This is a genomic window from Paracoccus amoyensis (assembly GCF_014490725.1).
Taxonomy (GTDB): domain Bacteria; phylum Pseudomonadota; class Alphaproteobacteria; order Rhodobacterales; family Rhodobacteraceae; genus Paracoccus; species Paracoccus amoyensis.
This window is the reverse complement of sequence record NZ_JACOQL010000004.1, coordinates 12,795-31,956: the sequence shown is the minus strand read 5'-3', so window position 1 is coordinate 31,956 and position 19,162 is coordinate 12,795. Positions and strand designations below refer to the sequence as shown.

Genomic DNA, 19,162 nt, shown 5'->3' with positions numbered 1-19,162 from the left:
TGTCACTTGCTCCGGTTCCCGGCAGGCTGCCCGCCGGGAAGGTGAATGGATCAGCGGCCCGGGAAACCGGGTCTCACCATGTCTGCAATGTTGGTCTGGCACGGCCTCCTCTTGCCGTGATCTTCGACCTTAGGCGATGAAAACAGTCTTGCAAATGTTTTCATAAACTCTCATCATGTGTCCGGATAGATCAGGAAAATCATGTGATTAAGCCAGATATCGTTTTCGTCGCCAAGCTTGCAGGCGTTTCACCGGCCACGGTGTCGCGGGTGATGAATCACCCCGACCTGGTGCATCCGGCGACGCGCAGGAAGGTTGAACTGGCGGTCGAGAAATCCGGCTATATCCGCAATCGCGCCGCCCAGGCCATGCATGGCAGGCGCAGCGCCACCATCGGGCTGGTGGTGCCGACCGTCGCCAACACCATCTTCGCCGAGGTGGTGCAGGCCTTCAACGACACGGTCAGCGCGCAGGGCTTCACCCTGCTGCTGGCCTCGCATGGCTACGACCTGGACAGCGAATACCGGCTGGTCCGCAAGCTGCTGGAGCACCGCGTCGATGCGCTGGCGGTGGTCGGGCTGGACCACAGCGCCGGCACCTTCCGGCTGATCGCGGAACAGCGCGTGCCGCTGCTGGCGCTGTGGAACTACCTGGCGGATTCGGCGCTGCCCTGCGTCGGCGTCGACAATCGCGAGGCGGGGCGGCTCGCGGCCGAGCATCTGGTTACGCTGGGGCATCGCCGCATCGGCATGGTCTTTCCCGCCATCTTCGACAACGACCGGGCGCGGGACCGCAAGACGGCGGCGACGGCGGTGTTCCGCGCCGCCGGGATCGAATTGCAGGACCGCTGGCAGGTCGAGGTGCCCTACAGCATCGCCCAGGCCAAGGCCGCCTGCCTGGAACTGCTGGCCGGCGAGGACCGGCCGAGCGCCCTGCTCTGCGCCAATGACGTGATCGCGCAGGGGGCGATCTACGCGGCGGCCCGGCTGGGGATCGCGGTTCCCGCCAGCCTGTCGGTGATCGGCATCGGCGATTTCGCCGGCTCGGCGCAGATGGAGCCGGCACTGACCACGGTGCGGATCCCGGCGCAGCAGGTCGGCATCGCGGCCGGACAGGCCATCGTTACGGCGATCGGCCGCCCGGATCCCGATTTCATGATCCGCAGCCGCGTCGAGCTGGAGCTGATCATGCGTGCCAGCACCGGCATCGCGGCCGAGATGATCCGGCCCTGACGCCCGTCACATCAGCTCGGCCAGCTCCTCGGCCGCCGCGCGCAGGTCGGGCAGGTATTTCAGCCCCTCGGCCAGGGTCAGCCGCTGCACCGGGGCGTGGAAGGACACCGTGGCGATCAACTGCCCGGAACGGTCCAGCACCGGCACGGCCATGGCGATCATGCCGGGCACGAATTCCCCGGTATCGGTCGAATAGCCCTGCTGCCGGATCTGGCGCAGTTCTGCGCGCAGCCGGTCGGGATCGGTCAGCGTCTGTGCCGTGTAGGCATGAAGTTCGGCGCGTTTCAGGTAGCGTTCCAGCTTGCCGTCGTCGATCTGCGACAGGGCCATCTTCCCCGCCGAGGTGGCGTGCAGCGGCACGCGCGAACCGACATGAAGCTGGATGCGCAGCGGCCAACGCGTCTCGACCCGGTCGATGTAGAGCATCGCGTCGCCGTCCGGGATCGACAGGTTGCAGGTCTCGCCCAGGCGCTGGTTCAGCCGAATCAGCACGTCGCGCTGCGGCAGGTCCTGGTGCCAGAAACGGATGACGCCCTGCATCATTTGCCGCAGTTTCGGCCCCGGCTGGTAGCTGCGCCCGTCGACATGGCGGGTCAGGTACCCCTCGGCTTCCAGATTGCCGACCAAGCGGTGGATGGTCGGCACCGGCAGGTTCAGCGAGGCATTGATCTCGGTCGCGGTCAGGGGCCGCCCCTCGCTGGCAAGAACCTCGAGAATCTGCAGATTCCGGAAGCTTGGCGGCAGGGAGGACTTGTCCTGAAGGCTCGTCATGATCGGTTCTTCCGTCGTTTCTCGGCCAGACTCTACATGGTTGCCGGCGCCGTTCCAACCGCCCGGCACGCAGCATGAATTTACAAAAATGAGAGTATGACTCTCAAAATTACTTTGACATGACACGGCAACTTGGGGCAACGTCGATGCAACGGCAAAGGAGGATTTGCCGGGAACAGCTGAACAATCAAAGAACGTCACAGCATCAGGGAGGATGTCATGGCGGTAACAACCGCTGGCGCCAACACGTTTGGCGACCAGGAAAACGACGTCAAGAAGGTCGTATTCGCAAGCCTCGTGGGATCGACCATCGAATGGTACGATTTCTTTCTTTACGGCGTCGTCGCCGGTATCGTCTTCAACAAGCTGTATTTTCCGGCGGACGACCCGACGATTTCGGTGCTGCTGGCCTATGCCACCTTCGCGGTGGGCTTCGTGGCGCGCCCGCTGGGCGGCCTCATCTTCGGCCATTTCGGCGACCGCATCGGCCGCAAGACCATGCTGGTCATCACGCTGCTGCTGATGGGCGGCGCTACGGTGCTGATCGGCCTTCTGCCGACCTATGACCAGATCGGCATCCTGGCGCCGATCCTGCTTTTGCTGCTGCGCGTGGCGCAGGGCATCGGCATCGGCGGCGAATGGGGCGGGGCGGTGCTTATGGCCTATGAATTCGCGCCCGAGGACAAGCGCGGCTTCTATGCCTCGATCCCGCAGATCGGCCTGTCGCTGGGCCTGTTCATGGCCTCGGGCGTGATGGCGCTGCTGACCATGATGCCGGACGAGGCCTTCATGGCCTGGGGCTGGCGCTCGGCCTTCGTCGCCTCGATCATCCTGGTCGTGCTGGGGACCTGGATCCGCAGCAACATCGGGGAAAGCCCCGAGTTCAAGAAGGCCAAGGCGGAATCGCGGGCCAAGGACCAGGGCCTGCCTTTCGTGGACATGCTGAAACGCTATCCGGCCAATGTCATGCTGGGCATGGGCGCGCGCTATATCGACGGCGTGTTCTTCAACGTCTTCGCGGTGTTCTCGATCCTCTACCTGACGAAATACGTCGGGCTGGAGCGGACCTTCGCGCTGTGGACGGTCTGCGGCGCCGCCATCGTCATGGTGGTCTGCATCCCGTTCTTCGGCCGGCTTTCGGACCGGATCGGGCGGCCGCGCACCTATGCCATCGGCTCGCTTCTGCTGGCGCTGAGCGTGTTCCCGGCCTTCGCGCTGATGTCAACGGGCGATCCGCTGCTGGTGATCCTGGGCATCGCGCTTCCCTTCGGCATCGTCTACCCGATGTGCTACGGCCCCGAGGCGGCGCTGTTCGCGGACCTGTTCGACCCCAGCGTGCGCTATACCGGCGTGTCCTTCGTCTATCAGTTCTCGGGCATCTTCGCCTCGGGGATCACGCCGATGATCGCGACGGCGCTGATGGCCGCGAACGACAACGACCCGTTCTGGCTTTGCGCCTATGTCGTCTTCGCCGCGCTGGTCTCGTTCGTCTGCGCCGTGCTGATCGGCCGCCGCGAACGTCGCTGAGCCTTGCCGGGCGGCATGGCCCGCCCGGCCCACCCTTCCCGAACCATGGGCGCGAGCCCGCAAAGGATGCCAACATGAGCCAAGCATCAGACCTGGCGGATTACGTCATCGTCGGCGCCGGATCGGCCGGCTGCGTGGTCGCGAACCATCTGTCCGCCGATCCCGCGATCCGCGTCACCCTGCTGGAAGCCGGCAACCGCGACTCGAGCCCCTGGATCCATATCCCGGTCGGCTATTTCCACACCATGCACAACCCGGACTTCGACTGGTGCTACGAGACCGAACCCGATCCCGGCCTGAACGGCCGCTCGCTGCACTGGCCGCGCGGCAAGGTGCTGGGCGGCTCCTCGTCGCTGAACGGGCTGCTCTACGTCCGCGGCCAGCGCGAGGATTACGACCGCTGGGCGCAGATGGGCAACGAGGGCTGGTCCTGGCGCGAGGTCGGCCCGCTGTTCGAAGAACTGGAGACCTTCCAGCGCGGCGAGGGCGAGGGGCGCGGCACGCATGGTCCGCTGCAGGTCTCGGACCCGCGTCTGCGCCGCCGCATCTGCGAATTGTGGATCGAGGCCGCCAAGGCCAACGGCATTCCCTACAACCCTGATTACAACGGCCCGGTGCAGGACGGCGTCGGCCATTTCCAGCTGACCGTGAACAAGGGCCGGCGCTGCTCTTCGGCGGCCGCCTTCCTGAAGCCGATCCGCCATCGGCAGAACTTGGACGTGGTCACCAACGCGCAGGTGCGGCGCGTGGTGATCGAGGATGGCCACGCCACCGGGGTCGAGATCCGGCGCCCCGACGGCAGCCATCAGGTGATCCGCGCCGCGCGCGAGGTGATCCTGTGTGCCGGCGCCATCGGCTCGCCGCAGATCCTGATGCTCTCGGGCGTGGGTGACGCCGAGCACCTGCGCGACCACGGCATCGCGGTCGCCCAGGACGCACCCGAGGTCGGTCGCAACCTGCAGGACCATCTTCAGGCCCGTTTGGTGTTCAAATGCCGCGAGGCGACGCTGAACGACGAGGTGCGCAGCCTGATGAACAAGGCCAGGATCGGGCTGGAATATGCGCTGTTCCGCACCGGCCCGATGTCCATGGCGGCCAGCCTGGTCTTCGGCTTCCTGCGGACCCGGCCCGGCCTCGCGACGCCCGACATCCAGTTCCACATCCAGCCTTGGTCGGCCGACAGTCCCGGCGAAGGGGTGCATCCCTTCTCGGCCTTCACGCAATCGGTCTGCCAGCTGCGGCCGGAAAGCCGCGGCACCATCACGCTGCGCTCGGCCGATCCGCTGGTCGCGCCGCTGATCGAGCCGAACTACCTTGCCACCCAGACCGACCGCGACACGCTGGTCGCCGGCATCGAGATCGCCCGCAAGTTCGCGCGTACCGAGCCGCTGAAATCTGCCATCTCCGAGGAGTTCCGGCCGACCGCCGACGTGCAGGGATATGACGAGGTGCTGGCCTGGGCACGGATGAACTCGACCACGATCTACCACCCGACCGGCACCTGCCGCATGGGCGCGGACGAGCGCGCCGTGGTGGACCCGCGCCTGCGGGTGCGCGGCATCCGCGGCCTGCGGGTGGCCGATTGCTCGATCATGCCCGAGATCGTCTCGGGCAACACCAATGCGCCCGCGATGATGATCGGCGCCAAGCTGGCGCGCATGGTCCTTGACGACCGTCGCGCCGAAGGCGGCGCGGGACCCCGCGCCGGTATCGACAAAGCTGCCTGAAGGACGAGGAAACAGCCGATGAAAATGACCACCGAAGAAGCCTTCGTCAAAGTCCTGCAGATGCACGGGATCGAGCATGCCTTTGGCATTATCGGCTCCGGATTTCATTCCCCCGCCGGTCTGGATCGCGCCCCGCCCCGGGATCCAGACCGGCAGGTCCGTCCTCCTCGTCCGCCGACCGCAGCCGGCCCCGGCGCCTCGGGCAGCATGAACCTGAGCCGGCATCATTCGGGCTCGGAGGAATCATCGTGTTGACAGACCGGGACATCCAGCATGGCTGACTGGCGGGTCATCGAGAATACCGGGCAGACGCTGGTCGGGCTGGTCGAGCGCCATGTCGCCCAGCTGGGCATTCCGAATGTCGGCGTGGGCGTGGTCACGCCGATGGCCTTCGCCTCGCTGGCCGACACAACCGACCCTTTCGTCTCGCTGTTTCTCTATCAGATCGCCGGCAATGCCGAGATGCGCTGCAATCCACGCCGGGTGCTGGCGAACGGCACGCTGGGCCGCCAGCCGCTGCCGCTGGAGCTGTGCTATCTGGTCACCGCCTGGGGCGTGCGCGCCACCGACGACGTCATCGGCGACCTGCCCGACGCGCTGGCCTATGCCGAATGGGCCGGCAAGGCTCTGCCGACCGAGGCGGAATGGCGTGGCGTCGAACCTGTTGTATCGTTGGCGGCGGCTCATGCTCGAAGGGGGGAGTGTCGCCGTGGCGGAAGACGATGCCGTCACCAGCAACAAGGTCGTCCGGCATCGGGAGGACCGCATCCGCGAACTCGAGCGCCAGCTCGGTCGCAAGACGCTCGAGCGGGCCTCTTGCGCCTGGCGACGGACCAGCCGCTACGGGAGATCACCCGGCGTGCGAACAGCAAAAAGGCCTCGGGCGGATGCACCGAGGCTTTTGATAAGATTGGCGAATTAGTGTTGGTTGCGGGGACAGGATTTGAACCTGTGACCTTCAGGTTATGAGGCTATATTCAAACGAAACCATATAGATAGAAAAATCAATGATTTATACAGCATGACTTTGATATGTTTCCCTATATCCCCGATACTCACCCGCACCCGCCTCCATTCAGCGAGCGCCAAGGGCGCTCAAAGGGCACTCGTCTGTTGAGTTGGTGTTGAGTCGACGAGCCACTGCCCGCAAGAATGCTCATGTACACTGATCACAAGTAGGCATCTATATTGGTAAGTACACCTCGTACTGCGCGTTGCAAATTATCACGAGTACCGTGGTTATTCTGCGACACATGCCCGAACCGCCTGATATGATAGTGGTCACTCAACTCTTGAGCACCGCGCTGAAAGCCGCCGGCACGCAGTATTCCAATAAGCCCTTTTTCGTAGTTTGTCTTGTAGACTGGCCACCGGCGGCCAGCTCCGACTTGACGATTTTCATCCATCATTCGATGCGTTAAATTCTGCCCTGCCTGAGAGACGTGTGTAAGATCATACATTCGAGCAAGTGTTTGACGCATCTCATCAACACTTCCGTTGTCCGCCTTATCCTTACATTCTATCCCAAGTATCGGAAGCCCACGGGGGTAAGATTGGTTTCCGGCACGGATAGCGTTAGTGATTTCACTAGGCACGATAGCTATATCCCATTCGTGGCGCGCTCCGCTTCTGCCCATGTGCTGAACACCATTATGCAATTCGAGCGTTCGCGGCACGCCGCCAAGCCTCTCTATTCTAGCAAAACAAGGCCGACCTAAAGCAGATGAAATTCCAGATGGTCCCCCGCTAAACAGAAACGCAGCACCTCTTGGAAGGGGCGTACTATCGCTTTGGCACAGGGTCACATGCCAGTTAGGCATTGTTCGAACTGCATCGACAATGACCATGAACACCCATGCTTCGAGTGCCTTTCCAGCACCTCCAGGCACCGAGGCTATAGCATGCCCTGCTCGCAGCCTTCTCAAGAAAACACGCAGCTGTCTTGCTTGCCTATCACTCAGAGGCACGTGCTTCCCCTCGAGTTTCGGCAATCCGCAACATCAGTGCATCGAGCGCCCGTATTAATCGATCCCGGTGGCTGGCTGTCCACAGCTCCTTATGATCATCATAAGAGAATATTTCAGCGTACTCGCCACCGGCGTCAGAAATATCGGACCTAACAAACATAAACTGCGTTCCCGGCCCATTGATGGCAGCGGCAATTTTCTCCGCCTCTCGAATCTGAATTTCTGGAAGGACCAATTGAAACCTGAGATACTCGATTGCTCTATCTACTTGAGATCCTGGCTCAGTCCACTCTTCAGACTTTGTATCATCACCCCAGAGCTTTTGCGGGACCGCCAAAGCATAGCGCATCATCTCACCAGCCAGCTCAGAAAATCCTTCGCTCGCCAAAATAGACGAAATTTCCATTATCTCACTGTCAATACGCAAATTTCACCCAATGAAGTTGCTTTAAGCAGAATCTCTACTAGATCAAGGCCGCTCGACCAGTCGAGCCACTTGCGGATCATAGACGTAATTCGTGATCGTCCCGTCTTTGATTCTTTCGACCGCTTCATCAATAACGAAGAACGGGACCATGAACCATTCCTCAGGAACAACCGGTCGCCCGAAGCGGTCCTGAATCTGAACGTCCAGGCGCACAGCACCGAATATGCGGTGGATCAGCGTTTCAAGCTTCGAGCGGGAAATGTTGTAGAGCTTGTAGGTCGCGACCAGCTCTACATCCGCCATGAGAAACGTGGTTTGCAGGTGCGCACCCCTGATGCGCTGCTGGACATCATTGCTCGTCACACCGATCTTGTGCACCAAGTCACGGTTTGCCGCGACCATAGGATGGTCCGACTTGCTGCGCAGGACATAGATCGTGCCGCTGGCCTGATCTTCTGTCGCGGCTTCATCCGAAAAAAGCGGGCCTGCGACTGGATCGGTGATCCGGCGCCCGGCGTCGTCCTTGTTCAGTGCCCGCTGAAGCGAGCGCATCAGCATGTTGCTTTCCGTTCCATTGTCGAAAATCACGCGAAGGCGGGCGTCGGTGCGACCCTGATCTGTCAGCATCAATTCGCCCTTCACGGCAACATAGGCTTTCTGGCCGCCGACGATGAAGAAGCGCCCCTTCTCGATCTCGGCCTTCAGCTCAAACGGGCGCGTCTCACGCATGCCGGTGTCGAGTTCACGCTGAACCTGTTCGAACAGCGGCTTAAACTTGTCGAAATCGGCACAGGCCTCGCGGTTGGCGACCTCGTCTGCCGCCTTGCGTTCGGCGCTTGAACGCACGTGGCGCAGTTCGGTGATCGCCGGTGCCTCGGCTTCAATGCCGAGTTCAGCGAGGAGGGCATCGTCGTCCAGATCCTCGTCAGGAGCGGTCAGGTGGCTCAGCGAAGCTTGCAGCAGCCCTTGTCGGTCAAGGGGAAGACAAAGTTCACGGCATTCGGCCTGCTCTCGCAGCCGATCAAGGCGCACGGCATAAAGCCGCTCGAAAATGCCGCCATCCTCGCTGTGACGGGGCGCATGACCCTTCTCGTCCACGAACCGCTGCACTTCTTCGAACCCGGCAATGATGCGCTCCTCACGCGCGGTCCGACCGCCGGAGCGCTTGATCTCGGGCTCAACCCCCAGTTCGGCCAGCAGGGCATCATCTTCATCTGTGAATGTCTTAGCCATTCTTCTGCTCTTGCTTCATCCGTGCGAGGAAAGCCACTCCTTCCGCCATGCGCTTTTCCCACGGGTCAGCGGAGGTGATGTCGGGCAGCCGCCCTCGTTCCTGCTTGAACTTCAATGCCCGCCTGGCCAGATCGCGCGCCTCGTCCGGCGTCAGCTGCACCTTGCGCGCATTGATCACCGCAGCAACCTGCTTCAGGCTGTTTTCATCCATCGTCTTCGAGAGGATGGCATAGGCCTCGGCGAACGGATTGATCCGGTCGATCAAGTCAATGTCCAGTTCCGTCACGCTCATCGCGAAGCGACGAACGCCATCGACGAAGGCCGTGCTGCCGCCCCCCTCCCCGCTGCCTTCGTTGATCGCAGCCTTCGCCTGCTGGGTCAGATTCAGCGCGGCAATGGCATGCTGACGCACCGCCTCCTGATCCTCGGCATCCAGCGTCGGGTATTTGTCCCGGATGATCTTGCCCAGCCGAACCTGCGTCAGTTCCTCGGGCACGAGTTCCTCATCGAACATGCCGCGCTCGATGGCGGTCTTGTCCTGGACGAAGGCGGTGATGACCTCGTTCAGGTCCTGGCTGACGATCCGTTCGGCTTCCTTGCTTTTCGGTTGCGCCAAGCCGTTGATCTCGATCTGGAACTGCCCCTGAGCTTCATTGAAGCCGATGTTACACTTTTTCGGATCATAACCGCCTTCGCCATAATCGAAGCCTTCGACCGGCCCCGCCGCCTTGGCCTTCGGCGTGAAATTGAAGCGCGGCGTCAGCACCTGTTCCATCAGCAGGCTGGCGGCAATGGCCTTCAGCGTGTCGTTAACAGCCTCGCGCACGGCCTCTTCCGAAGCATCCGGTTCCGCGATCAGGTTGGTGAACCGCGCGCGGGTCTTTCCCTCGGCATCGCGTGTAGCGCGGCCGATGATCTGCACGATCTCGGTCAGGCTGGAACGATAACCGACTGTCAGCGCGTGTTCGCACCAGATCCAGTCGAACCCTTCCTTCGCCATGCCAAGCGCGATGATGATATCGACATGATCCCGGTTCATCTTCTGGGCCGGGTCTTTCAGCGCGGCCGAGACCCTGTCGCGCTTCGCGGTCTCGTCGTCAACCAGATCGGCGATGCGCAGCACGCGCCCCTCGGGGGTTTTCACCAGCTGGAACCCGGTCGCGGGATCGGTGCCCTGCCATTCGCCCAGCGTCTCGATGATATGCTCGACCTCCTTGATCTTGTCCTTCGTGCTTTCGCGCGAATTGACCGAGGGGATATGGATGATCGTCTTTTCATTCGGGTCCAGCACCTTCACGATGTCGGCGGCATAGGAGCCGCTGTAGAAGTAATACCCGATATCCAGCCTTTTCAGATACCGATAGCCATTCAGCTGCTCGTAATAGGTATAGGTGACGGTCTCGAATTTCGCCTCGTCCTCGGGCATCAGCACCGCCTCGGCATCGCCCCGGAAATAGGATCCGGTCATGGCGACGACATGCACCTTGTCGCGCGCGATGAACGCGGCTAGATGCGCGCCCAGCTTGTTGTCGGGGTTGGCCGAGACATGGTGGAACTCATCCACCACGATCAGGCAGTCGTCGAACGCCTCGATCCCGAAGCGATCGACAGCGAAGCGGAAGGTTGCATGGGTGCAGACCAGCACCCGGTCATCGCTGTCCAGGAATGACTGCACCGAACCGACCTTGCCGCCATCTTCGCCAGGGGCGTTGCACAGGTTCCACTTCGGCGTCACCGTCCAGTCGGCCCAGAAGCCGAATTTCGACAGCGGCTCATCGGCAAAGCTGGACCCGATCGACTTTTCCGGCACCACGATGATCGCCTTGCGCAGGCCCTGATTGTGCAGCTTGTCCAGCGCGACGAACATCAGTGCGCGGCTTTTCCCCGAGGCGGGGGGCGACTTGATCAGCAGGTATTGCTCTCCCCGCCGCTCATAGGCACGCTCCTGCATAGGGCGCATGCCCAGTTCGTTCGGGCGGGTCGAGTTGCCGTTTTGCGCATAGGTAACGGAGACCGACGGGACAGACTTATGCATGGGCGTTGCTCCACAAAGCAGGCGTCATCACCCGAGGGGTAGGCAGTCCGATCAAAACCCGATCAAGACGAAAGTCTGCCGATGATGCCAAGCAATTTTTTGATTTCATTGACATTTTCACCGATACTTCTCCCCGGAACATCCCTGCGATCAAAACCCGATCAAAACTTGCCGCCCTCATGCCCAGAACGGGACATAGCCCGCACGCGGATGCTCGGGGTCGGCGGGGCGGATGAGTCCGACATCCAGGGCCTGGCGAATGATTACAGAAGCTTGTGAAGCATTGCGAGGATCAATGCCGAGCCGGTCGCGCAGACTCGCATTGGTCATCCGCTGGCCGCTTTCGTACTTCAGTGCCGCGTGCTGGTAGCAAGCCCGGACGCGCTCCTCCGGCGTCATCTCTGCAAAGCGGCGCGGGGCGAAGAACACGACCCTAACCGCCTCGCCTTCAGTGCGAAAGTCCGGCGGCGGCAACTGGTGCAATTCGACCGCCGTCAGCACCTTGTCGATCCCGGTTCCCTGCTCCTCGCACAGCCGCATCCGCCGCATCAGCGAGGCCAGCGCCTCGTTGCGGGACCGAGGCGGAGAGTCCAGGAACCGATCCGGGCTGACCAGCGGCGCGCCGGGGTTGGTGATCTCCATGCGGTCGCTGAACAACTCGATCAGCGGACCGGCGCCGGTGATCGTCATGTCCTGATGGATCAGCACATTGGCGATCAACTCGCGGATGGCGATAGGGGGATAGAGCGGGCGTTCCTCGCGGAAGGCCGAGCCGATATGCTCGTTCCTCGGCAGCAACCCGTCAATGTAATCGACCAGCCCCTGAAACCCTGCGGCATAGCCGCGCTGTCCATCCTGGCGATGGGTCACGGTATCGGCGCGGCCCGCCCCACCGTAGGCGACGAACCTGACCGCCTTGCGGGCGATCGAAGGGCCGAAGTCGGACAGCCGCTTGGCAAACAGGATCGCGCCCAGATTGGTGATGTTCCAATGACCGCCGACATCGGGCTGGATCAGCCGGTCGGCCTGAAACCGGTCGAAAATGCCCTGCCGGTTGTCGGGTAGGGGCTGACCGGTCAGATCGAAGTAATTGGCATAGTCGAGCCGTGCCAGCATCTCGTCACCGGTCAGGAACTGCGCCGCAAGCCCCGCCTCCCACGCATAGGGTTGCAGTTTCGCCCACAGCGCCCGCAACCGTTCCGGGTGATCGGACAGGCGCGGCGTGGCGCTGCCGATCCGCAGATAGCCGGTGCGGTCGAACTCGACGGGCGCCGTGGCGGCGGCGGGAATGGTCAGCAGGACCAGCCGTTGGCCGTGATACTCGACCTCCTCGAACCGGAAATCGAGACCGGGTTGCAGCCGGCTCGCCAGCCAGATCTCGAACGGCTGTCCCTGTTCGCGTTTGGTGGCCGGATCGAAGGTCGTGCCGGCCGCCTCGTGATCGCCATCGCGGATACCCCAGACCAGATAGGCGAAGTGCTGGTCGGCCAGACGCGCGGCGTTGGACAGGGCCGAGACCAGCTTGCCGATCAGCGGGCCATCGGCGTTGTTCTCCTTGAACTCCAGCCACGAGGTTTCGGCCGTGCGGGCGCGCAGGTCGTCGATCAGCCTTCGGGTGCGTTCCAGCGTCTGGATGGGGGAAAGGCTCATGCGCGGGCCTTCGGGCTGGTGGTTGGTCTGGTGTCATTGACCGAAGCGGAGGGAACGACTGTCACTGGCCTCATGAAGTAGCTCCTGCCGGTGCAGATTTGTTGTATGCCTTGGCGAACCACACGGGAGGAGAGAGCTTCACTTCTCCGAAGGTCACATTTTCTGGGACCGCTCGCCAGAATTCCACAACTGAACCTGAAAACTTATCCAAATCCTGATCATCCACCTTCAAGTCCTCATGGGTCGGGTTATTGTTGGAGATGAAATCCTGTCCGCCAAATGATGAGAGTGGACTTGGCAAATATTGCGGATGATTTTTCGCCAACGCATCTAACGATGGTCCATCGCCATGCTTATGAACATTCACGATCATCCGGCAGGCGTTCAGGTCGGCAAACCACCGTTCGCCACGCACCGCCCAACCCCAGCTTTCAAGGAGCGCAACGAGATCGTCAAACTTTACCTTCCAGATTGCGTTGCTCAGGTTGTCGTCGCGATGCCACTTTCTGGATTCATCTGCGAGCCACTGCCGAAGACTCTTCTCCCATTGATGAAAGAACCCGGAAATAATGTTCAGTCGTGTATCATCATGCATCTGGGTAAGCAGATCATAAAATTCTTGCCCCACCTCCGCAGCCGATTCATAGAAGTCGCTAGGGTCATGCCGATCAGGATCGAACCAACGTGAAGTATCTTTCAATGCACGTTCGGCCGCTTCATCTGCTTCGGCCTCAATGTTCCCAAACCGTGTCAGAAGGCGCGCCTTTGCCTCTCGCACATAGAATTCGTGCGCCCGAATAAGCGCATCACGATGACCATGCCACATTTGATAGCAGATATAGCTATCCATCATACGCCCCCAGCCACTGCCTTCGGCTTGGTGGTCATCTTGGTATAGAGGCTGAACAGGTGTTCCAGCCGTTCGGTGTCGTTGCGGAAGCGGCGGCCGATGTAGATGCGTTCCAGCACTTCGTCGTTATGGTCATGGGCGGCGCGGAGGTTGTCGGGCATGTTTTCGGGGTCGTAGAGGTCGGCGATGGTGGCGGGGAAATGCGCCTCGCGCGCCAGAAGGATGGCCTCGGCGCAGGCGGTGAGGTCGGATTTCTGCTTTTCGATCAGCGGCGGGACGGGGAAGGTGTTCCAGCCGAGGGTATTGGAATAGCGGAAGTCGGTTTTCATCTTGCCGCAGACGGTGCCGATCCAGACCAGATGCAGGCGCGAGGCGATCAGCGCCATGTTCCAGAGCGGGGCGTCGTAGATTACCGATGCGAGATTTGAAACTACGGTCGCATAGTCAGCGATGTTACAAGGAAGGAACTGTCGTTGTTCTGAAGAGACATTCGGGACCATTATTGAGAGGCCCCTGCTGTGCGGAGCGAATACGAAGCGATGTGGAGAAGCGGCGTTGTCATTCGCCTGCTTCCCGTTGCTTGTCTCGCGGAGGCGCCGCACCCTTTCGAGCCTTTCACGGAATTCTGGAATACTCTTCGCATCATTTAGTTCATCGTCTTCAATCCAGATGCACCAGCGGTTGCCACCGTTAATGATTTCTCTCGATCCGACGTACCGCTTCATGAAACGCATGCTGGCTGGGCTTGTGCTCGCTATCGCCGACCGCTCATTGCTTGAAAGAATTAGGTTGCCACCATCTGTTGGCTTGTTGCCTGATTGCATCATTGACAACCCCGAGAGTGGCGCGGAGCGTTTTTTAACAATGACAGAATCACCTGCAACAAGGTATGGACCGATGTTTCGGACTGATCGGACAACTCCGTTATCGAATAGATGACATTCGCTTTCTTCCATTGGAGATAGTCCGACAATCACACAAGTAACTGCCGCCTTATTACTTGCAAGATTACTCCACAGAAATGACGTATGCGCAAAATGTATGACGTTTCTTTGCGAGAACACCAAAGGCCATAGCATCGCAACCTGCTCACCTTGAGTGACCGAGTTCGTCGTCACAAGGGCGCTCTTTGAGCCTGTCATCCTATTGAATTGCGCAACCTTGAGAACGAAAGCGGCGACATAGTCGAGGTCTTTGTATGTTTTTAGGACAGGCGAGAAGATACGTGCCATGTCGTCTTTCTGAGACGGCGTTTGATTAACACTGCCCTGATAGGGCGGGTTTGCACAGATAAATATCTCGCCACCCTCATTCTCGAAATCAATCTCGGCCTGATCCAGCGGGGTGGCGAACAGATCCTCCCCGCGCAGCTTCACCCCCGTTCCGGTCGGCGGGCAGATCGACAGCCAGTCCAGCCGCAGGGCGTTGCCGCAGGTGATCCAGTTCTTGCTGTCCAGCGGCAGGAAATCCCGCGTGGCCTCGCGCTGCCCCCTGTGCAGCACGTCGCATTGATATTCCGCGATGATCAACGCCAGCCGGGCGATGGTGGCGGGAAAGTCGCGCAGTTCGATGCCGCGGAAATTGGTCAGGGTGATCTCGGACCGCCGATCAGCCTCGCCCCGGCGGCGGCTGATTTCGGCCTCGATCGCCCGCAGCTCCTTATAGGCGATGACAAGAAAATTGCCCGATCCGCAGGCCGGGTCGAACACCCTGATCCGCGCCATGCGGCCCCGCAGGTTCAGCAGTTTCCGGCTGTTGTCGCCCGCCTCCTCCAACGCCGCGCGCAGGTCATCCAGAAACAGCGGGTTCAGCACCTTCAGGATGTTCGGCACCGATGTGTAGTGCATGCCGAGGGCGCCGCGCTCCTCCTCATCCGCGACGGCCTGGATCATTGACCCAAAAATGTCCGGGTTCACCCGCGTCCAGTCCAAGCCCCCGATGGTCAGAAGGTAGGAGCGCGCGATCCTGCTGAAGCGCGGCGCCTCGGTGGTGCCGGAGAAGAGTTCGCCGTTCACATAGGGAAAGGGGTCGGCCCAGCGGAGGATGCCTGCGGCCGCGCGATCCTCGGCCCTGGTGTTCATCGCCCGGAACAGTTCGCCGATCACCTCATGGGTGTTCGAGCTGTCCCGCGCGCTCATCGTGTCGATGGTGCGGGTGAAGACGGTTTCCTGCGCGAAGATCCCGGTATCCTCGGCAAAGAAGCAGAAGATCAGCCGGGCCATGAACTGGTTCATCTCGTGCCGTCGCGCGGCGGCGCCCCATTCGGGGTTGTCCTTCAGCAGTTCGATATAGAGCCGGTTCAGGCGGCCGGTCGCCTTGATGTCGAAGGCGTTCTCGCGGATGGCGCGGACGGTGGTGATGCCGGCCAGCGACAGGAAGAAGCCGAAATGGTTCGGGAAATCGGCATAGGGGCAGATGATGGCCTCGCCCGAGGTCAGGTCTTCGGCCTGAAACTCGACCCCGTCGGTGGCGAGGATGAACTTCGCCTTGGCCCGCGCGGTGGCGGGGCTTTCGCGCAAGGCGCGCAGGGTCACGGTTGCCTCGCCCTCGGCGCAGGTCTTGATGTGGATGTTGCTGGTCTGAAGGACGCCGCCGAGGTCGGATTTGTTCGAGTTGCCCGCGCGCAGGCGCTTGATCGTGGTATCCTTGTTCCCGAAGGCCAGCAGGAAGGCATAGGGAAACTCGGCCGCCTCAAAAGGCTGTTCGGCAAGCTGGGAAATGGCTTCTTCGATCTCGACGGCGTTCATTCAGGTCTTCCACGGGTTGATCAGGTCGATGCCGCAATCGGCGAAATCCGGCGTGTTGCGGGTGGCGACGGTCGCGCCATGGACCCGCGCGATGGCGGCGATCTGGCAGTCGGCATGCATGATCGGGCGACCCATCGCGCGGCGGGCGGCACCGATGACGGCGAAGGCTTCGGCCGCCGGGCTGTCGAAGGGCAGGATGCGGCCCGCGAAATCCTCCCGCACGATCTGGTCGATCATCCTGGCCAGGCCGTCGCGGCGCTTGCCCGCGGGCAGGATCGCAACGCCGTGGCGCAACTCGGCCTCGGTGATGGCGGTCAGATGGATTGTGGCGCCATCCCGCGTCGCCAGCCAGTCGACGACACGCTGTTCCGGTGCCGGGCGCAGGATTTCCGACAGGGCATTGGTATCGAGAATTATCATTGATCGAAGGCAGGCGGGGCGCGCATGGGATCGCGGGCGGGGATGTCCAGATCGACGCCGCCGATTTCGGCGACACGCGCGCGCAGTCGATGGGCCAGGTTCATGGGTGGACGGGTGTCGCCGACCACCTCGCGCAGGATTTCGCGGGCCTCTTCCTCCATCGATCGCCCATGCTCGGCCGCGCGCACGCGCAGGCGGCGCTTGATGCCGTCATCGAGATTTCGAATCGTGATGCTCGCCATATGCCTGCTCCGGTTTCCACCTGAGATAGAATAGGCCGTGATTGCAGTGCAATCAATAGCCGCTTTCTCCCGACCGGCACCCTTCCCTGCCCTCGCACGCCGGTCTGCGCCTGTTTTCCGGCTGGCAGATCAATCCGTTGATAGGCCGGCACTTCTACGCATGTGTCGGATTGCAAAACAGAGGTTTGAGCCTTGCGAAACAGAGAAAGATTGACCGAAAAACTGGTTCGGGCGGCCGAGCGGCGCGTGAAGGCATGGCAGATATTCGACACCGAGGTACTGGGGCTGTCGATCTGCATCTACCCGTCGGGCGGTCGCAGCTTCATGTTCGATTACCGCGCCGCTGGGCGGCAGCGACGGCTGACCATCGGGCGCTGGCCAGAATGGAACGTGACCGCCGCCCGCGAGCGCGCCAAGGCGCTGCGCCGCGTCATCGACAGCGGGCTGGACCCATTGTCGGAGCGAGAGGAAATCCGCGAAGCGCCGCGCTTTCCGGATCTGGTCGACCGATAACCTTCTACAACCACCGGCGACCACACGCCGCCCATGGCGGACAGCCGCCCGCCGTGGTCTACCTGAACAGCATTGAAACCGATCAGCAGGCACAGGCAGTAGCTTAAATCAGCCGAAAATCTGTCCAAGGATCGGGGAAGTAGCTCAGTCTTCGACCGCCCCATTGGTGCCAATCAGGGGGTGCAATTCCCCATTGCCGAGGCCTTCATCGAGGTCGAGGCCGCCAACCTGATGCGCTGGCAGGCCTGCCGGCTCTATGAGGCCGACCAGCCCTGCGGGGCCGAGGCCAACATGGCGAAATACGTCGCGGCCAAATCCAGTTGGGAGGCGGCGAATGCCTGCATCCAGTTCCATGGCGGCTTCGGCTTCGCCAACGAATATGATGTGGAACGCAAGTTCCGCGAAACGCGGCTCTATCAGGTGGCGCCGATCTCGACCAATATGATCCTCGGTTATATCGGCCAGCATGCGTCCCTGCGGTATCGGTTGGCACTGCCGTGTCAGCGCCTGATGTGTCCATGCTGTCTGCATCGGCCTGAAGCGACGTTGTGCCATCGAAAAAGATCACCCTGCAAACCTCTCCGATCTCTTCGCCGCTTGCGTCGTAGACCGTGATGTCCTGCAGAAGCTCCGCTGTCAGTGGGCATTGCTCTCGGCATAGCCTTCGGGCACCGTGATGCTAGCCGCGGTTTCGGTTGTGGTCGTGGCATCTGGTTCGGCCGGCGCTGTCGTGGTTCGCACGTAAGCAGCACCGGTCCCAAGCACCAAGGCAAGCGCGGTCGTGGCGAACACATGTTTCATGTCTTCTCCTCCTGTGAGGACGCGAAATGCGAGGGCCGTTGAACAGATTGGGCGGCCAAATGTTTCCCCATGTTTGCACGAAATGTTTACACGAAAGCACTCACGCGACTGTGAGGGAACAGACCGGTACCCTGCCGGTTAACACGGCCTCAACATCCAAGGAGGATACTCGAATGGACCATAGCAAACATGTCCGGCTGCTTGACACCGATCTGACCGAGGCCACATTGAATGGCGCGACCGTTTACGGGCCGCAGGACGAAAAGATCGGCAGTGTATCGGAAGTCATCGGGACGGGTGGCGACGCCCAGGTGGTGCTCGATGTCGGCGGCTTTCTGGGCATCGGATCGAAACCCGTGCAGGTTTCGGCGCGCGAACTGCAATTCATGCGCGACGCAAATGGCGATGTTCACGCTGTAACGAGTTGGACCAAGGATCAGTTGAAGGAAATGCCGGACTATCGGGCATAACATCGCCGTTCGACCGGCCCGTTTCACGGGCCGGTCACGGGCTGGTCGTCCATCGCCACAGGAGAACGTGATGCCAGCCAAGTCACAGGCACAACAGCAGGCCGCCGCCGTCGCGCTTTCGGTCAAGCGTGGTGAGGCGCGCAAGGACGAACTGCGGGGCGCGTCGAAAGAGATGTATGACTCGATGACCGAAGACGAGCTCGAAGAATTGGCGAGCACGCCACGCAAGGGGAAGCCCGAGCACAAGGGCTGATTTTTCCCTGCGGCCAAGATGACGGACGAAGGTGCGCAGCCTTCGTCCGATTTTCCTCCGTCAATATGTCGCCGGCGGATCGCTTGCGGGAAAGGATGCCGGAAAGGATTGGTCGGCCCGTTCATCGACGATGTCCCCATCGTGCAGCGGATTCCGCATCTCGCGACGGCCGGCCGAACGGATCCGCTGCCGCGAATCTGTGCCCCGCCATGTAAAAGCTTTCGTCAATTCCTTCAGGGCAAAGCCCGCGACGATGCCACAGACAAGAATGGCAATGCGTTTGGTCATGATCACGCC

Annotated in this window: 19 protein-coding genes and 3 pseudogenes; 10 read left to right on the top strand and 12 right to left on the bottom strand. The window is 61.3% G+C overall.

The window, feature by feature from the left end; translation table 11 throughout:
• The first annotated feature begins 203 nt into the window (after positions 1–203).
• Complete coding sequence (locus H4P12_RS12700) at positions 204–1,232, top strand: substrate-binding domain-containing protein (RefSeq protein ID WP_187794044.1); 1,029 nt, start codon at positions 204–206, stop codon at positions 1,230–1,232.
• 6 nt (positions 1,233–1,238) lie between these two features.
• Here the strand turns inward: H4P12_RS12700 and H4P12_RS12695 are convergent, their stop codons facing one another.
• A complete protein-coding gene (locus tag H4P12_RS12695; protein WP_187794043.1) occupies positions 1,239–2,003 on the bottom strand; it encodes an IclR family transcriptional regulator in 765 nt (254 codons plus the stop codon).
• A 219-nt stretch (positions 2,004–2,222) separates the two neighbouring features.
• On the opposite strand from H4P12_RS12695, the gene H4P12_RS12690 reads away from it, so the two are divergent.
• The 5 genes and pseudogenes from H4P12_RS12690 to H4P12_RS12675 all read left to right on the top strand — a co-directional run.
• On the top strand, positions 2,223–3,530 hold the full coding sequence (locus H4P12_RS12690) for an MFS transporter (RefSeq protein WP_187794042.1): 1,308 nt from the start codon (positions 2,223–2,225) through the stop codon (positions 3,528–3,530).
• A gap of 74 nt (positions 3,531–3,604) precedes the next feature.
• A complete protein-coding gene (locus tag H4P12_RS12685) occupies positions 3,605–5,257 on the top strand; it encodes a GMC family oxidoreductase (RefSeq protein ID WP_187794041.1) in 1,653 nt (550 codons plus the stop codon).
• Positions 5,258–5,275: 18 nt separating this feature from the next.
• Positions 5,276–5,512 carry a hypothetical protein gene (locus H4P12_RS12680; protein WP_187794568.1) on the top strand — a complete coding sequence of 79 codons (237 nt, stop codon included), beginning with the start codon at positions 5,276–5,278 and terminating at the stop codon, positions 5,510–5,512.
• Between the two features lie 18 nt (positions 5,513–5,530).
• Positions 5,531–5,815: pseudogene (locus tag H4P12_RS18830) on the top strand (Pvc16 family protein); the annotation flags it as partial.
• A 79-nt stretch (positions 5,816–5,894) separates the two neighbouring features.
• Positions 5,895–6,065: pseudogene (locus H4P12_RS12675) on the top strand (transposase); the annotation flags it as partial.
• 361 nt (positions 6,066–6,426) lie between these two features.
• Here H4P12_RS12675 and H4P12_RS12670 read toward each other — a convergent pair.
• The 9 genes from H4P12_RS12670 to H4P12_RS12630 all read right to left on the bottom strand — a co-directional run bounded on the left by H4P12_RS12670 (position 6,427) and on the right by H4P12_RS12630 (position 16,828).
• A complete protein-coding gene (locus tag H4P12_RS12670) occupies positions 6,427–7,104 on the bottom strand; it encodes a hypothetical protein (RefSeq protein WP_187794040.1) in 678 nt (225 codons plus the stop codon).
• 106 nt (positions 7,105–7,210) lie between these two features.
• A complete protein-coding gene (locus tag H4P12_RS12665) occupies positions 7,211–7,630 on the bottom strand; it encodes a hypothetical protein (protein ID WP_187794039.1) in 420 nt (139 codons plus the stop codon).
• A gap of 63 nt (positions 7,631–7,693) precedes the next feature.
• On the bottom strand, positions 7,694–8,884 hold the full coding sequence (locus H4P12_RS12660; protein ID WP_187794038.1) for a GIY-YIG nuclease family protein: 1,191 nt from the start codon (positions 8,882–8,884) through the stop codon (positions 7,694–7,696).
• Positions 8,877–10,919, bottom strand: coding sequence for a DEAD/DEAH box helicase (locus H4P12_RS12655; protein ID WP_187794037.1), 2,043 nt, complete (start codon positions 10,917–10,919; stop codon positions 8,877–8,879). Before H4P12_RS12655 ends, H4P12_RS12660 begins: the two co-directional genes overlap by 8 nt.
• A 177-nt stretch (positions 10,920–11,096) precedes the next feature.
• Positions 11,097–12,569 (bottom strand): ATP-binding protein, encoded by a 1,473-nt coding sequence (locus H4P12_RS12650; RefSeq protein ID WP_187794036.1) that lies wholly within the window; start codon positions 12,567–12,569, stop codon positions 11,097–11,099.
• Positions 12,570–12,639: 70 nt separating this feature from the next.
• Positions 12,640–13,419: a hypothetical protein gene (locus H4P12_RS12645; RefSeq protein WP_187794035.1), complete on the bottom strand. Its 780-nt coding sequence runs from the start codon at positions 13,417–13,419 to the stop codon at positions 12,640–12,642.
• Positions 13,419–16,166: a class I SAM-dependent DNA methyltransferase gene (locus tag H4P12_RS12640; protein WP_187794034.1), complete on the bottom strand. Its 2,748-nt coding sequence runs from the start codon at positions 16,164–16,166 to the stop codon at positions 13,419–13,421. Before H4P12_RS12640 ends, H4P12_RS12645 begins: the two co-directional genes overlap by 1 nt.
• The gene (locus H4P12_RS12635) at positions 16,167–16,586 is read right to left on the bottom strand and encodes a type II toxin-antitoxin system VapC family toxin (protein WP_187794033.1); all 420 of its coding nucleotides are present in this window, start codon (positions 16,584–16,586) and stop codon (positions 16,167–16,169) included. It lies immediately after the preceding gene.
• Positions 16,583–16,828 carry a FitA-like ribbon-helix-helix domain-containing protein gene (locus tag H4P12_RS12630; protein WP_187794032.1) on the bottom strand — a complete coding sequence of 82 codons (246 nt, stop codon included), beginning with the start codon at positions 16,826–16,828 and terminating at the stop codon, positions 16,583–16,585. The genes H4P12_RS12635 and H4P12_RS12630 overlap by 4 nt, the downstream gene beginning before the upstream one ends.
• Positions 16,829–17,038: 210 nt before the next feature.
• Here H4P12_RS12630 and H4P12_RS12625 point away from each other — a divergent pair, with 210 nt between their 5' ends.
• Both H4P12_RS12625 and H4P12_RS12620 read left to right on the top strand, forming a co-directional pair.
• Positions 17,039–17,341: an Arm DNA-binding domain-containing protein gene (locus H4P12_RS12625; RefSeq protein ID WP_343069825.1), complete on the top strand. Its 303-nt coding sequence runs from the start codon at positions 17,039–17,041 to the stop codon at positions 17,339–17,341.
• A gap of 144 nt (positions 17,342–17,485) precedes the next feature.
• Positions 17,486–17,809, top strand: a pseudogene (locus H4P12_RS12620) (acyl-CoA dehydrogenase family protein); the annotation flags it as partial.
• Positions 17,810–17,977: 168 nt separating this feature from the next.
• Here H4P12_RS12620 and H4P12_RS12615 read toward each other — a convergent pair.
• Positions 17,978–18,142: a hypothetical protein gene (locus H4P12_RS12615; RefSeq protein WP_187794030.1), complete on the bottom strand. Its 165-nt coding sequence runs from the start codon at positions 18,140–18,142 to the stop codon at positions 17,978–17,980.
• Positions 18,143–18,315: 173 nt separating this feature from the next.
• Between H4P12_RS12615 and H4P12_RS12610 the strand changes: the two genes are divergently transcribed.
• Both H4P12_RS12610 and H4P12_RS12605 read left to right on the top strand, forming a co-directional pair.
• Positions 18,316–18,612: a PRC-barrel domain-containing protein gene (locus H4P12_RS12610; RefSeq protein WP_187794029.1), complete on the top strand. Its 297-nt coding sequence runs from the start codon at positions 18,316–18,318 to the stop codon at positions 18,610–18,612.
• A 70-nt stretch (positions 18,613–18,682) separates the two neighbouring features.
• Complete coding sequence (locus H4P12_RS12605; RefSeq protein WP_187794028.1) at positions 18,683–18,865, top strand: DUF3008 family protein; 183 nt, start codon at positions 18,683–18,685, stop codon at positions 18,863–18,865.
• A gap of 60 nt (positions 18,866–18,925) precedes the next feature.
• Here the strand turns inward: H4P12_RS12605 and H4P12_RS12600 are convergent, their stop codons facing one another.
• On the bottom strand, positions 18,926–19,153 hold the full coding sequence (locus H4P12_RS12600) for a hypothetical protein (protein WP_187794027.1): 228 nt from the start codon (positions 19,151–19,153) through the stop codon (positions 18,926–18,928).
• Between the last annotated feature and the right edge of the window lie 9 nt (positions 19,154–19,162).